The organism is Actinoplanes sichuanensis (assembly GCF_033097365.1).
Lineage (GTDB): Bacteria > Actinomycetota > Actinomycetes > Mycobacteriales > Micromonosporaceae > Actinoplanes > Actinoplanes sichuanensis.
The window spans coordinates 3805503-3819741 of record NZ_AP028461.1 but is presented as its reverse complement, the minus strand read 5'-3'; the positions used below and the strand labels follow the sequence as shown (position 1 = coordinate 3819741).

The 14239-nt window shown below is 70.6% G+C and carries 9 protein-coding genes; 5 read left to right on the top strand and 4 right to left on the bottom strand.

What is annotated here, in order from left to right; genetic code table 11:
* The first annotated feature begins 46 nt into the window (after positions 1-46).
* Both Q0Z83_RS17430 and Q0Z83_RS17425 read left to right on the top strand, forming a co-directional pair.
* Positions 47-883, top strand: a complete 837-nt coding sequence (locus tag Q0Z83_RS17430) for a patatin-like phospholipase family protein (protein ID WP_317794994.1) — start codon at positions 47-49, stop codon at positions 881-883.
* Positions 884-1168: 285 nt separating this feature from the next.
* Complete coding sequence (locus tag Q0Z83_RS17425; protein ID WP_317794993.1) at positions 1169-2476, top strand: CHAP domain-containing protein; 1308 nt, start codon at positions 1169-1171, stop codon at positions 2474-2476.
* A gap of 39 nt (positions 2477-2515) precedes the next feature.
* Here the strand turns inward: Q0Z83_RS17425 and Q0Z83_RS17420 are convergent, their stop codons facing one another.
* Positions 2516-4117: a methyl-accepting chemotaxis protein gene (locus Q0Z83_RS17420; protein ID WP_317794992.1), complete on the bottom strand. Its 1602-nt coding sequence runs from the start codon at positions 4115-4117 to the stop codon at positions 2516-2518.
* A gap of 232 nt (positions 4118-4349) precedes the next feature.
* Here Q0Z83_RS17420 and Q0Z83_RS17415 point away from each other — a divergent pair, with 232 nt between their 5' ends.
* Together Q0Z83_RS17415 and Q0Z83_RS17410 are read left to right on the top strand one after the other, a co-directional pair.
* Complete coding sequence (locus Q0Z83_RS17415; RefSeq protein ID WP_317794991.1) at positions 4350-5723, top strand: non-reducing end alpha-L-arabinofuranosidase family hydrolase; 1374 nt, start codon at positions 4350-4352, stop codon at positions 5721-5723.
* Complete coding sequence (locus Q0Z83_RS17410; protein ID WP_317794990.1) at positions 5723-7387, top strand: cellulose binding domain-containing protein; 1665 nt, start codon at positions 5723-5725, stop codon at positions 7385-7387. The genes Q0Z83_RS17415 and Q0Z83_RS17410 overlap by 1 nt, the downstream gene beginning before the upstream one ends.
* On the opposite strand, the gene Q0Z83_RS17405 is transcribed toward Q0Z83_RS17410, so the two are convergent.
* A complete protein-coding gene (locus Q0Z83_RS17405; RefSeq protein ID WP_317794989.1) occupies positions 7377-10202 on the bottom strand; it encodes an MXAN_6230/SCO0854 family RING domain-containing protein in 2826 nt (941 codons plus the stop codon). The genes Q0Z83_RS17410 and Q0Z83_RS17405 overlap by 11 nt on opposite strands.
* A gap of 758 nt (positions 10203-10960) precedes the next feature.
* On the opposite strand from Q0Z83_RS17405, the gene Q0Z83_RS17400 reads away from it, so the two are divergent.
* On the top strand, positions 10961-12313 hold the full coding sequence (locus Q0Z83_RS17400) for a sigma-70 family RNA polymerase sigma factor (RefSeq protein WP_317794988.1): 1353 nt from the start codon (positions 10961-10963) through the stop codon (positions 12311-12313).
* Positions 12314-12317: 4 nt separating this feature from the next.
* On the opposite strand, the gene Q0Z83_RS17395 is transcribed toward Q0Z83_RS17400, so the two are convergent.
* Together Q0Z83_RS17395 and Q0Z83_RS17390 are read right to left on the bottom strand one after the other, a co-directional pair.
* Positions 12318-12944, bottom strand: a complete 627-nt coding sequence (locus tag Q0Z83_RS17395) for an AMIN-like domain-containing (lipo)protein (protein ID WP_317794987.1) — start codon at positions 12942-12944, stop codon at positions 12318-12320.
* 112 nt (positions 12945-13056) lie between these two features.
* The gene (locus tag Q0Z83_RS17390) at positions 13057-14187 is read right to left on the bottom strand and encodes a YceI family protein (RefSeq protein ID WP_317794986.1); all 1131 of its coding nucleotides are present in this window, start codon (positions 14185-14187) and stop codon (positions 13057-13059) included.
* Positions 14188-14239 lie beyond the last annotated feature (52 nt).

Here is a 14239-nt window from a genome sequence, read left to right as displayed (position 1 = left end):
CTTTGCCCGAGGACCCGTACGACGTCGACGTGCTTGGATCGGTGGTATGGGTGTTGACGCGAAGGCGCTTGTGCTCGGCGGAGGTGGCGTCACCGGCGTCGCCTGGGAGATCGGGATGCTGCACGGCCTGGCCGAGCGGGGGGTCGATCTCACCGATGCCGGGCTGTTCGTGGGGACCTCGGCCGGGTCGTCGGTGGCCGCTCAGGTGCTGTCCGGCGTACCGCTGAAGGACCTCTATGACGCACAGCTCGCCGAGGCCACGGGTGAGTTGACCGCCCGCATCGGGCCCGGAGTGATCCTCGGCTTCATGGTCGCCGGGCTCTGGCCCGGCGATCCGGTGCGCGGGCGGGCCTGGCTGGGGCGTCGGGCGCTGCGCACCCGCACGATTCCGGAGGCGGAACGCCGGGCGGTGATCGCCCGGCGGATCGGCGACGGTGACTGGCCGGCGGTCCGGTTGCGGATCACCGCGGTCGAGGCGCAGACCGGGGAGGTACGCGTTTTCGACGCCGACAGCGGAGTGTCGCTCATCGATGCCGTCGCGGCGAGCTGCGCGGTGCCGCTGGTGTGGCCGCCGGTCACGATCGACGGGGTCCGCTACGTCGACGGGGGAGTGCGGTCGGTGGCCAACGTGGACCTGGCCGCGGGCGCCGATCGGGTGGTGGTGCTGGCACCGACGACCCGTTCAGCCCGCCGGTCCGGCCGTCCGGATGCGCAGCTCGAGACGCTGGGCGCGCGAGGTGCCGTGGTCGCCCCGGACGCCGCCGCGGTCCGGGCCATCGGCGCCAACGTGCTGGACCCGGCCCGCCGCCGCCCGGCCGCCGAGGCGGGTTACGCGCAGGCCGCGGCGGAGGCCGACCGCTTGCGCGAGATCTGGACTCGTTGACATCCTCTCCGCACCGAGCGGCGGAGATCCTCGGCGGTGGCCTCGAACGGAAGCCTTGATGGATCTGACCGGCGCGGCTAATCCGGTCGAGCGACCGACGATCGTCCGACTCCGAACGAGTCACCCCTGGTGAGAGACCCCGTCTTGGATGATCGGACCGGATGCCTTGAGCCGTTGTGGCAACTTCGTAAGCCTTTGACACGGTTGGTTCTGACCAGAACTGATCTGACGCTTGGCCCACCGCGGTGCACGACCGCGGTTCGGCTCAGCGACAGAAGGAACCCCATGGAACACCCTCGTGCGTCAGCTCTCCGGCGACGCTTCATCGCAGGGGCGGTCAACGGCGCGCTCGCGACGGCCCTCTCCGTCACCGTCGGCGCGAGCACCGCGTCGGCCGCCACCAACGACTACCGGACGATGTCGGTGACCGCCGACGGCTCGGGCTACGTACTGACCAACACCCGCGGCGGCACCCACACGTTCGGCACGGTCCGACATCAGGGCAATCCCGTCGGGTTCGCCGGCGACATCGTCGGCGTCGCCACGACCGCGAACGGCAGCGGCTACGCGGCGATCTCGAGCAAGGGACAGGTCTACGCCTACGGCTCGGTCGCCTACCGCGGCAACCCGGCCGGCTTCTCCGGCGACATCGTCGGCATCTCGGTCACCGCCAACGGATCCGGGTACGCCGCGATCTCCAGCACCGGTCAGGTCTACGCCTACGGCTCGGTGCAGTACCGCGGCAACCCGGTCGGCTACTCCGGACGCATCGTCGGCATCTCCACCACCGCCGACGGATCCGGCTACGCGGCCATCTCGAGCACCGGCCAGGTGTACGCCTACGGCACTGTCAGGTATCGCGGCAACCCCACCGGTTTCACCGGCCAGATCGTGGGCGTCTCCACCACCGCCGACGGTTCGGGGTACGCGGCTGTCTCGAGCATCGGCCAGGTCTACGCGTACGGCAGCGTCGTCTATCGCGGCAACCCGGCCGGGTTCACCGGCGGCATCACCGGCATCTCCGTGACCGGCAACGGCACCGGCTACGCGGCCGTCTCCGGCATCGGACAGATTTACGCGTACGGCACGGTCGCCTACCGTGGCAACGCCGACCCGGGCAGCTCGTCTGGCGGCTCCGACCTGCGCGCCACCATCGTCGCCAAGGCCCGCGCCGAGGCCACCAACCCCGCCCGTAACCGGGAGTCGGGCGGCACCGACTGCAACTTCTACACACCCGCGAACAAAGGACGCGCCTGCGGCAACGGATGGCGCGCACAAGCGTGGTGTGCGGATTTCGCCCGCTGGATCTGGAAAGAGTCCGGCGCCCGCACCACCGGCCTGAACTCGCTGGCCAACTCGATTCAGAGCACCGGCACCTGGCGGCCCGGCAAGGACCTCACCGGAGTTCAGCCGGGCGACCTCGTCGGTTGGAAGTTCGGCGGCACCACCGGAGACGATCACGTCGGCGTGGTCGTCGCCGTCAACGGCAACTCCATCACCACGATCGACGGCAACTACGGCAACGCCGTCAAGACCCACCCCTTCACCCGTGGCACCAGCGACATCTCCGGATTCGCAACCCCAGCTCGCTGACGCTGACGGAGTACCGGCCCACACTCAGGAGCGCCACACTCAGTAGCGGAAGTGCGAGACCAGGGTGCGCAGGTTCGCCGACATGCCGGCCAGTTCCGCGGTCGCCTGCTGCGCCTCGGTGACGCCGTGGGTGGTGTGCTGGGCGGCCTCGGCGACCGTCGACACGTTCACCGCGATCGCGTCGGCGGCCTGCGCGGTGTCGGAGACGCTGCGGTTCATCTCGGCCGTCGTGGCGGTCTGCTCCTCGACCGCCGACGCGATCGTGGTCTGGTAGTCGCTGACCCGCTGGATGACCGCGGCGATCTCCCCGATCGCCGCGACCGCGCTGGTGGTGCCGCTCTGGATGGCGTCGACCCGGCGGATGATGTCCTCGGTGGCCCGCGCGGTCTCCTGGGCCAGTTCCTTGACCTCACCGGCGACCACCGCGAAGCCCTTGCCGGCCTCCCCGGCCCGCGCCGACTCGATCGTCGCGTTGAGGGCCAGCAGGTTGGTCTGCTCGGCGATCGACGTGATCACCTTGACCACCTCGCTGATCTCCCGGGACGACTCGCCGAGTGACGCGACGGTGGTGTTGGCGGCCTCGGCGGCCTGCACCGCGGTGATCGCGACGGCGGCGGCCTCGCTGGTGGAGTGGGCGATCTCCCGGATCGACGCGCCCATCTGCTCGCTACCGGCGGAGACCGCCTGCACGTTGTTCGACACCTGCCCGGCGGCCTCGGCGACGGCTTGCGCCTGGACCGCCGACTCCTCGGCGGAGGCGGCGATCTGGGTGGACGCGGCGGACATCTGCTCGGCGGCGGTGGCCAGTGCCGACGACGAGTCGTCGATGGTGCGCATCACCCGACCCAGCGACTGGAGGCTGCGGTCCAGGGCACCGGCCATGTCGGCGACCTCGTCCTGGCCGCTGATCTCGACCGGGCTCGCCAGGTCGCCGTCGGCGAGCAACTCCAGCCGTTGCCGGATCCGTTCGACCGGCCGGGTGACCGACAGGGTGACCAGCGCAGCGAGGACCACCGCCAGGATCACCGCGCCGATGCCGACGGCCCAGGTCAGGGTTGTGCCGGTGGAGTGTGCCTCGGCGGCCTCGCGCTTGGCGGTGGCGAACTCGGTGTCGGCGGTGGCGGCGGTCTGGTCGAGCAGGTCCCCGATCTGTTTGAACAGCTCGATCTCCTTGCCCAGCACGAGTTCGTTGGCGGCCCGGTCGCTGTTCGCCGCGTAGAGCCGGGCGATCTGGTCGTCGACGTTCATGAACTCGTCGAGGACCGCGCCGATCCGGGCCAGGTCGTCCTGTGCCGAGTCGGTCGGGGCCAGGCCGGCCGCCGCCTCGGCACGGGCCCGGAACGCCTCGACGGAGGCCAGGAACGCGGCCCGTGACGAGCCGGTGTCGGCGGCGGCGTCGGCGACACCGCGCACCGCGTCGAAGGCGTACGCGGTCTGCCAGCCGTTGAAGTCGGCGGCGGAGTACTTGGCGTCCTTGACGGTGGCGACGAACTGCTGGGCGCGTTCCATCCGGTCGGTCGCCGTGTGCTGGCGCGCCGACGTGGCCAGGGCCTCCGCCATCATGAGCAACATCAGCCCGACGATGACGGTGAAAGCCACCGCCAGACGTACGCCCAGGCGCATACGGGTCAGGATCGTCACACCGACATGATCGGCCCCGAAACCCCTCCGGTGAGCGCGTTCGGCTCGACTGGGTGCGGCTGTGGTCGGTGGGGCGAAAGTGAATCGAAAACTGTTACGCCCATTCATTCCGGATAGTCGAGGATGCCAGCTTTGGGAGCGCTCCCGTAATATGCGCGAAAGCGGTGATGAACGCCTGCGAAATAGTCGTCCCCCACGACTGGCGAACCGCGATCCCCGTCAGGAGAAGTGCATGCGCAGAAGCAGAAGCGCCCTGCTGGGCGTTGTCGTGCTGCTCGGCTCGGCGACTCTGGCCGTCGCGTTGCCGGCCGCCGCGGCCGCCGGCTGCTCGGTGAACTACGCGGTCTCGTCACAGTGGGCCGGTGGCTTCGGTGCCGCCGTGACCGTGACGAACCTCGGCGACCCGCTCAACGGCTGGACGCTGACCTGGTCCTACAGTGCCGGTCAGACCGTCACCCAGGCCTGGAACACGACACTCACCCAGTCCGGCGCGGCGGTCACCGCCGGCAACGTCACCTACAACGCCTCGATCCCCACCAACGGCAGCGTCTCGTTCGGCTTCAACGGCTCATGGAACGGCAGCAATCCGGCGCCCGCCGGGTTCAGCCTCAACGGGGTCGCCTGCACCGGTGGCACGACACCCTCGCCGTCGTCCTCCTCGTCCCCGCCCGCCCCTGAGCCGTCCGGAACCTGCGCGCTGCCGACCTCCTACCGGTGGACCTCCACCGGCCAGCTCGCCACCCCCAAAGCGGGCTGGGTGTCGCTCAAGGACTTCACCACCGTGCCGTACAACGGGCGACAACTCGTCTACGCCACCACCCACGACACCGGCACGTCGTGGGGCTCGATGAACTTCGGCCTGTTCACGAACTGGTCCGACATGGCCTCGGCCAGTCAGAACACCATGTCGTCGAGCACTGTCGCGCCGTCGCTGTTCTACTTCGCGCCGAAGAACGTCTGGGTGCTCGCCTACCAGTGGGGCGGCCCGGCGTTCTCCTACCGCACCTCCAGCGACCCGACCAACCCGAACGGCTGGTCCGCCCCGCAGACCCTGTTCTCCGGCACCATCAGCGGCTCCGGCACCGGCCCGATCGACCAGGCCGTGATCGGCGACGGGTCGAACATGTACCTGTTCTTCGCCGGCGACAACGGCAAGATCTACCGCGCGAGCATGCCGATCGGCAACTTCCCCGGCAGCTTCGGCAGCACCTCCACCGTGGTCATGAGCGACACCACCAACAACCTGTTCGAGGCCGTCCAGGTCTACAAGGTCGCCGGCCAGAGCCAATACCTGATGATCGTCGAAGCCATCGGCGCCAACGGACGCTACTTCCGCTCCTTCACCGCCACCAGCCTCGGCGGCACCTGGACACCCCAGGCCGCCACCGAGAGCAACCCCTTCGCGGGCAAGGCCAACAGCGGCGCCACCTGGACCAACGACATCAGCCACGGCGAACTCATCCGGACCAGTGCCGACCAGACCATGACCATCGACCCCTGCCACCTCCAGCTGCTCTACCAGGGACGATCCCCCAACTCCGGCGGCGACTACGGCCTGCTGCCGTACCGGCCCGGTCTGCTCACCCGAATCGTTGGAGCGTCCTGATGAGGAGAATTCTGATCACCGGCGGCACCGTCGTCCTCGCCTGTGCGGCCGCGGCCGTCGCGCTGCCGGCCTCCGCGGCCGCCGGCTGCTCGGTCAGCTACGCCGTGTCGTCGCAGTGGCAGGGCGGCTTCGGTGCCAACGTGGCCGTCACCAACCTCGGTGACCCGCTGACGAGCTGGACGCTGACCTGGTCCTACAGCGCCGGCCAGACCGTCACCCAGGCCTGGAACACGACACTGACCCAGAGCGGGGCCGCGGTCACCGCCAAGAACGCCGGCTTCAACGGCAACGTCGCCACCAACGGCACCGTCTCGTTCGGCTTCAACGGCTCCTGGACCGGCAGCAACCCCGACCCCACGGCCTTCGCCCTCAACGGGGTCGCCTGCACCGGCGACACCACCACCCCGACCTCGTCACCCACCAGCGGACCCCCGGCCACCGCCGACGTCACCGTGAACACCGCCACCAAATACCAGACCGTCGACGGTTTCGGGGCCGCCGTGTCGATCTGGGGCAGCGCCTGGTCGACCGCCGAGACACAGACCCTGGTCGGCCTGGGCGCCAACCAGCTCGGCCTGTCCATCGTCCGGACCGGCATCTCACCGGTGTCCGGCGAATGGCCCGTCCAGGTCAACGCCCTCAAGACCGCCGAGTCGTACGGCTCCGGCGTCAAGATCCTGGCCTCACCCTGGACCGCCCCCGCCGCATGGAAGACCAACAACAGCCGGATCAACGGCGGCAAACTCAAGACCGACTACTACGACGACTACGCGGGCCACCTCAACAGCTACGTCCAATACATGCGCGGCCAGGGCGTCACCGTCGACGTCACCTCGGTGCAGAACGAACCCGACTGGCACCCCGACTACGACTCGATGGACTGGAGCGGCACCGAGCTGCGCGACTTCGTCCGCGACCAGGGCGCCAAGGTCCAGAACACCAAACTGATGGTCGCCGAGGCGGTGAACCTCAACTACGGCTACACCGACCCGACGCTCAACGACACCACCGCCCGCAACAACATCGGCTACATCGGCGGGCACCTCTACGGCACCGAGACGGCGGGCCGGCTCAAGGACTATCCGCTGGCCGCACAGAACGGCAAACCGGTGTGGATGACCGAATGGAACTTCCACGAAGCCGACGGCAGCGGCTCCAACATCTGGGGAAACCCCGCCAACCAGACCGTCTGGAACGAAACCCTGGACACCATCATGCGTACGGTCCACAAATCCATGGAATCGAACTGGAGCGCCTACATCTGGTGGTACGGCAAGCGCTACTACTCGTTCATCGGCGACGGTGAGTCCGCCTACGGCACCACCGCGGGCGCCCCGCTCAAGCGCGGCTACGCGTTCTCCCAGTTCTCGAAATACGTCCGTCCCGGCTACCAGCGGGTCGCCCTGACCAAGAGCACCAAGGCGTCACCACTGGAGATCACCGCCTACCAGGGCGGCGGCAAGCTCACCCTGGTCATGCTCAACCGCTCGACCAGTGCCGTCAGCAACGCCGTCATCCAGGCCCCGCAGAACGTGACCAAAGCCGAGCACTACCTGACCTCGCAGAACGTCAGCGCCGCCGCCCAGCCCACCACGGTCAACGGCGGTCAGGTCACCGTCAACGTCCCCGCCCGCAGCATCTCCACGCTCGTACTCACCCTGTGAGCTGACCCAGCAGATCGATCGTGCTCAGCACGGTCCACGGCGACCCGGGCCGGCCGGCCACCGCGAAAGCGACCGAACCCGGCCCGGGCGCCAGACCGGTCAACAACGACCCGTCGACCGCCCCGGCCAGCACCGCCGACCCGCTCCCGGTCACCGCCGGAAGATCGCCGGTGGGCCGGGCGGCGGCGGCCCGGATCGCCGCCACCGACGCCGGAACCTCCGAACAGGTGCCATCGGCATGGACCACCAGAATCCGGTCGGCCCGTGCCGCGGCATGCCACGCCAGCACGTCCAGAACCGACGGGCGATGCCCGCCGAGGAAATGTTCCCACTGGTCGGCGGCGGCCCGCGCGAGCTGGTCACCGAACCGGCCGACGTCGTACCAGTCGGCCGAAGCGTTCAGGGTCAGGTCGGTCCACAGCAGATGCCGACGGTCCAGGTCGACCACGAACGGCATCATCATCCGGGCGTCACCCTGCAGATCGAACCGCTGCGCGACCCGGGCCGCGTCGAACTGCTCACCACCGCGCAACGGCAGCATCAGACCGGCGATCGCCGCGGTCAGCTTCTCGAACGCGATGTCGTTGAAGCTGAAGATGATCGGTACGGCGTACCTGGCGCCCGCCCCGGCCAGCAGATCCATGTCGAGATCGAGGTATTCGGTGGCGCCCAACGGCGCCGGAGCCGACGTCAGGTCACCGGAGTGGACCGCCGCGTCGCCGGCGAACCGCAGCCGCGAGAAGTCGCAGTACCCGACCCGCCGCCAGTCCTCGTCGAAGAACGCACACGACAGATCCAGGTCGACCCGCGTCCGCTCCGGCTCCTCCCAGTGCAGGAACAGCCGCAGGAGCCCGTCCGCCGGCAGCGGCCGCACACTGCCCCGGGGCCATCCGGCCAGCTGCGCCGACCCGACCCGCTCCCGGATCGGCGCCGGGATGTGGGCCAGCGACGCGTCCAGCACCGCCAGATCGAACCGGGGCAGCCCGGCGGCCCGCCCGGTCAACTCGGAGTCGGCGATCGACCGTACCGCCGCGATGGTCGAGGTCTGCAGAGCCGCACGGGTCTCCGGCTCGGTCCAGGTGGTGACGAGGCTGCCACGCGGGAAGAAGATCCGCCGTGGCATCGCCGGCCCCGGACGACCACCGGTCAGGCTCGCCCTGCCCGGCGTCCTCGGCTGCGGGTCCGGTGCCGACCGCCCGAAGCGGCCCGCCGCCTCCCGCATGACGTCGTTCAGGCTGGTCACCATCGCAACGGTGACCTGGTCGCGGGCCCGGCGGGCGGCCAACGCACCGGCTCGTGCCCGCTGGACGGCGGCGACATCGGCCGCGGCCGCCCGCACCGTCGCGTCACGCTTGGTCAGCTGGGCCGCCGACGCGGCGATGACGCCCGGCGCGACCTTCGGTGCGGTCTGCCGCAGTGCCGCGGTGATCGCGTCTCGCGTGTCCGGATCGTCCCCGGCGGCGCGCAGCAGGTGGTCGAGCCGCCGCCACAGCTCACCCGGACGCCCGGTCAGCAGCCGGACCGCGCCCGGCACGTCACCGGCGGCGAGGGCCTGCTCGACCAGTGACGCGTGGCTGCGTAGCCGTACCGAAACGGTGCCGTCCGGATGGGCGGAGACCTGAAGCTGATCGTCGGCATGGTCCACGATGGCGCGGCCCAGAGGGCCGGACCGGTCGGCGCGGGTCCCGCGCACGACCGCGAACGCCACCGCCGCCGCCGGGTGGTGCGAGACCTTCTCGAACGGATGAAGCCGTTCCCCGATCCGCTTCCACACCGTGGCGTGGCGCAGCATGTCCTCGGCCGCGTTGACCGCCCCACGCCCGTCGAGGTGGGCGAGCACGGCCCGGCGCAGCATCCGCGGCAGCGGCCGTACCCGCGTCGACAGGTCGACCAGACCGGGATCGCCTTGGGAGTAGGCCCACACCGTCCGGGCCACATCGGTCACCGTGTCCCAGCGTTTCCGGGCGGCGTCGATCGCCTGCGGTGACTCGCGCAGCGCCCACGCGATGACCAGGGCGTGCGTCTCCCGGCCGGGCACGACCTCGGGCAGCCAGTCGAGCCGTCCCGGCGCGGTCACCGCGATCAGCGCGTTCAGATCGGCGCGGTCACCGTCGTTCAGCGCGCCCGGCCGGGCGACCAGCTGATCCCGGAGCTCGACGGCGGCGGTGTACGGATCGGTCTCCAGCCCGGCGATCCGGACCGGCAGCAGTTCCTCCGGCGGCAGGACCCGCGGGCGCACCACCGGCGGCAGCCCGCGTACCCGTTCGCCGGGGGGTTCCTCCGGTAGGACCGGCGCCCGCCGTACGGTCTTCGGCGGCGCGACCGGTGTCAGATAGGAGTTACCCGAGGTCAGTCGCCGACCGCAGACCGGACAACCGCTCACCTGCTCCGGCGGGAAACAGGCCGGACAGACCGGATGTCCGCACGGATCCAACGGCGCACCCACCTGATCGCGCTCGCACAACACACACGGCGCACCCGGCACCGCGAACAGGTGAGTCAGCAACCGCCGCACGAACACGGCCCCCGGATCCCGGGGAGTGTCCGGAAACGATCGATACAGCGGAACCAGCGGCCGATCCGCTCCGGTGTCCTCGTCGAGCACCGCCAGCAGCCAGTCGGCCCACCGCACCCGCACCGCCACCGGCAGTCGCCCGGCAGCCCGGCGCAGCTCGTCGTGCATCAGCCAGCCACGTCCGGCGAGATCGGCTTCGAGCGCGGCCGTCCACTCGTTGCCGTCGGCGGGCGCCGGCCCGTTGCCGATGACGGTGACCCGTCCGGTGCGTCGCAGCACAACGGTGGCCAGTCGGTCCAAAAGTGATCCCCCCATGAGAGCGGTGGGCGGGAAGAGACGACGCTAAACATCCGAGTGGTTGGGAGAGAAGGAAGCACCGTTGGGAGCCGCCCACCGCGCCGCCGATCCTAGAAGGATCTTCCGAACCCCCGCGACCCATTTATTCGAGCAAGGTTCGGCGCGGCCGCCTCGGTGTCGGCGCTGAGCCGTCCACCCCCTGGGCGCGGCACCCCGGGGCGAGGTCTCACACCCCAGCGGTCTCGCGCCCACCGTCACGTCTGAGTGTGGTTCGTCATTCGAGAACCATCTCCGGATGAAGGCCTTCCGGTGTCTTTCCTGTCAGCGTGTGGAAATGGCGAGTTCGTGCCGGATCCCGAGGCGGTGGTCGCGCGACGGAATGCCGGCCGGCGTGACGGGGCGCAATGCCCGCGACGATTGCCATGGCCACGGTCGGGGGCGCGAAGGCTGCAGGTGGCGGCACGGACCGATTCTGAAATGGTGCGGGGAGATCTCCGATTACCCGAGGCTCATTTCCGGGAAAGGGAAGCGAGCGTTCGCCGGTCGCGCGGTGCTGCCGGACACCGAAAAAAGAAATGTGATCCGCCTATCATGTTCGCGTTTCGTGCCATTAACATGAGGCTGGCCGGGGGTCCGCCGGCGTAGCGGTGGGGGAGCGCGGGGTGAAGGCAGGTGGTGGCGGGGCCGACGGCCACGCCCATCTGGGAGACGCCGGCCGGGACGTCTCCGTAACAGAAAGCCGTACCGAGTTCAGCGATCTGGTGGTCGCGGCCCGCGATGGTGACCGGCACGCCGAGCAGGAGTTGATCGCCGCCCACCTGCCGATGCTCTACCGCATCGTGGGCCGCGCCCTGGACGGTCACGCCGACGTCGACGACGTGGTCCAGGAGACGGTGCTGCGGGCGCACCGGGAGTTGCCGGCCCTGCGCGCGCCCGCCAGCTTCCGGTCCTGGCTCGTGGCCATCGCGATGCGGCAGACCAGCAGCCGCCTGCGTGCCTGGCAGCGCGACCGGGACCGGACCGCCGCGCTGGACGACGCCACCGACCTTCCCGACCCGGACGCCGAGTTCGCCGACGTGGCTCTGCTCCGCCTGGGGCTGTCCGCCCAACGACGGCAGGTGGCCCACGCCGCCCGCTGGCTCGACCACGACGACCAGGAACTGGCCGCCCTCTGGTGGCAGGAACTGCTCGGTGACCTGACCCGCGCCGACGTGGTCGCCGCGGTCGGTGTCGGCGCCGCACACACCCGGGTCCGGCTCCAGCGGATGCGCCACCAGCTCGACCTGAGCCGACATCTGGTGGCCGCCCTGGAAGCCGAGCCGATGTGCCCCGGCCTGGAAGCCCTCACCAAAGACTGGACCGGGGTGCCCGACCCGCGCTGGCGGAAGCGTTTCGCCAGGCACGTCCGCGACTGCAGCCGCTGCGTGGCGGCGAAGACCGATCTGATCCCGATGGAGCGCCTGGTCCTCGGCGGTTCGACGGCGGTGCTGCCGGTCGGCCCGTTCCCGTCCGATCCCGGCGTGGTGGCCGGTGCGGGCAAGGCGGTCGGTGCGGGCAAGGCGGCCGGCGGCTGGTTCGCCCATTCCCTCGGGGTCAAAGCGGCAGCCGCGGTCGTGGCCGGCATCACCGTCTCGGGCGGTGCCTACATCGCGCTGTCCGACACGCCGCCGGCCGACACGCCGCCGACCGCCGAGCAGACCTACGCCACAGCGTCGCCGTCGGCGGCCGGTCCCACCGTCGTCCTGCGTTCGGCCGGGCGACCGGACGTCAGCGTCACCATCGACGGCGAGTATCTGGTCACCACCGCCGCCCGCGGAACGGCGTTCACCGCCGTCCCCGGAATCGCCGAGAGTGCCTGCGTCTCGCTGCGCGCCGCCGACGGCCGCTACGTACGGCACGCCTCGTTCCGCCTGATGCTCAGCGAGCCCGAGGACCGGCAGTTGTTCCGGCAGGACGCCACGTTCTGCCCGCAGGCCGGCGCCGACCCGGGCACCGTCCGCTTCACGTCCTCGAACTACCCGACACGTTTCATCCGCGTCGTCGACGGCCGGTTGCGCCTCGACCAGCAGGAGAACAGCGCCGACTTCGTCGCGGGCTCGACCTTCCGCTGGTAGCGGGTCAGGCCGCCACGTCCACATAGATGCGGCCGGACGCCTCACCGATCCGGTAGCCGACCACGTCGTCCAGGCCCAGGGCTATCGACACGTGCCCCTCGAAGTCGCCGACCACCGCATACGAGCGCAGCATCGGCAGATCGAGCCGACGGGTGCCGGTGACCGTGACCGTGCCGTCGTCCCGGTGGGCCTGCGCCGGGGTGAACACCAGCAGCAGATGCGCCCGGCCGGGCACCGTGACGACCTGGTCCGACGGATCGGCGCGGACCTCGTCGACATACCGCGCCGCGTAGCCGGGTGCCGGGCCGCTGATGTCGAAGACGATCCGGTCGTACCCCTCGGCCGGATGTGCGACATACCTGATCCCGGTCAGCACCGGCACCGGCGGCACGGCCGGGCTGCGCCGTACGGTCACCGGATCGGTGGTCCAGCTCGCGGTCGCCACCGGCGGCCGGGTGGTGGGGGCCGTGGCCACCGCCGGTGGGATCGAATGGACCGGGCTGGTCGGTGGTGTCGACGTGCTGCGGGGGCCGGCGTCGGTGGCGGCGCCACACCCGGCCGGCAGCGCCAGGACCGCGAGGGCGAGCACGGCCGGTAGGACGCGGCGACGGCTTCGTGGCGAGAGGGACATGGTGGCCTCCATCCCGGACTGTCCCCTGCTCCCACGGTCCGTCCCGAAGGTGGCACCCGGCAACCCTGTCACCTGGCGGGATTCGCGCCATCCGGGCGGCTCGTCGTATCGGTCACCTCTGGTCGTCGTGCAGGATCAGGAGGAACTCGGCGGTGCCGTGATCGGCCAGGGAGCCGAGCGCCCCGTACCCCGTCGGGGGTTTGATCTGCCAGTCGGCGAATCGGACCGGGACGGCTCCGGTGACGGCGATGCCCGCGGTGTCGCGTCGGGCGGTCACCGTCGCCGTCACCGTGCGGGTGACGCCGTGCAGGGTGAGTTCGCCGGTGGCGGTGAGGTCGGTCGCGCTGTCCAGGGTGGTCTGCAGCGGAATCGGCCTGCTCAGGCGGACGGTGGCCCGGGGGAAGCGTGCGGTCTCCAAGCCGATGCCGAACTGGGCGGCGGGTTCCTTGCCGTTGCTGGTCAGGGCGAGCAGGTCGATGGTGACCTCGACGGATTCGATCCGGTCGCCGGTGACGGTCATGGTGCCGGTCACGCCCCCGGTCCGTCCGGTGACCTCGCTGGTCGCGCCGAGGAAGGTCTGCTCGATCCGGAAACCGGCCACCGAACCGGGGGCGATCCACCAGTGGGCGGCGAGCGGCCCGGATGCGGGCGGCCCGGCGGCGGGCAGGGTGAGCGCGGCGGGGGAGGGCTGGAGGGCGACCGCGGCCATCGCCGCGCCGAGCACGGCGACGACGAGGATCGCGGCGATCCACGGCCACCGCCGCCGGCGCCGAGGTTCGTCGAAGTCGACCCGAAAGGCCGGGTAGCGGTCGCTGATCGCGGAGAACGCCTCGATCGGTGCGTCGCGGGAGACCGGCAGGTGCGGGCGGGCGCCGGGGATCTGCTGCAGGAAGCTCCGCAGGATCGGGGCGCGTTCGGCGGCGGGGATCTCGACCAACCGGCAGGAGCGGGCACCGCGGTGGCGGATGACGGCCCGGCCGTCGGCAGCGCGGACGTTGCGGACCCAGTTGCAGTCCTCGCCGAGCATCGGCACCAGATACGAGTGTCCCTGCCAGTCGGTCATGCCGAGGGGGAAGCGGGTGGGGCGGCCGGTGCGGCGGCCGGGCACCTCCAGGGTGATCCAGCGTCGGGGGACCAGGCCCGCGCCGAAGACGGCGGCCCAGAAACGGGCGAAGCGGCGGGCGGTGGTGTTGCCGCGGCCACCGGAGTACATGGCGCGTAGACGGTCCTCGGACAGCAGCATGGGTCGGTCCCTTCGGGTTGTCGACGGCCTCCATGCTCGATAGTGAAACTTG

Excerpts from the sequence above, each read along its gene's own strand:
- Q0Z83_RS17425 (WP_317794993.1), top strand. The coding sequence starts at position 1,169 with ATGGAACACCCTCGTGCGTCAGCTCTCCGGCGACGCTTCATCGCAGGG.
- Q0Z83_RS17390 (WP_317794986.1), bottom strand. The coding sequence starts at position 14,187 with ATGCTGCTGTCCGAGGACCGTCTACGCGCCATGTACTCCGGTGGCCGC.
- Q0Z83_RS17395 (WP_317794987.1), bottom strand. The coding sequence starts at position 12,944 with ATGTCCCTCTCGCCACGAAGCCGTCGCCGCGTCCTACCGGCCGTGCTC.
- Q0Z83_RS17430 (WP_317794994.1), top strand. The coding sequence starts at position 47 with ATGGGTGTTGACGCGAAGGCGCTTGTGCTCGGCGGAGGTGGCGTCACC.
- Q0Z83_RS17410 (WP_317794990.1), top strand. The coding sequence starts at position 5,723 with ATGAGGAGAATTCTGATCACCGGCGGCACCGTCGTCCTCGCCTGTGCG.
- Q0Z83_RS17415 (WP_317794991.1), top strand. The coding sequence starts at position 4,350 with ATGCGCAGAAGCAGAAGCGCCCTGCTGGGCGTTGTCGTGCTGCTCGGC.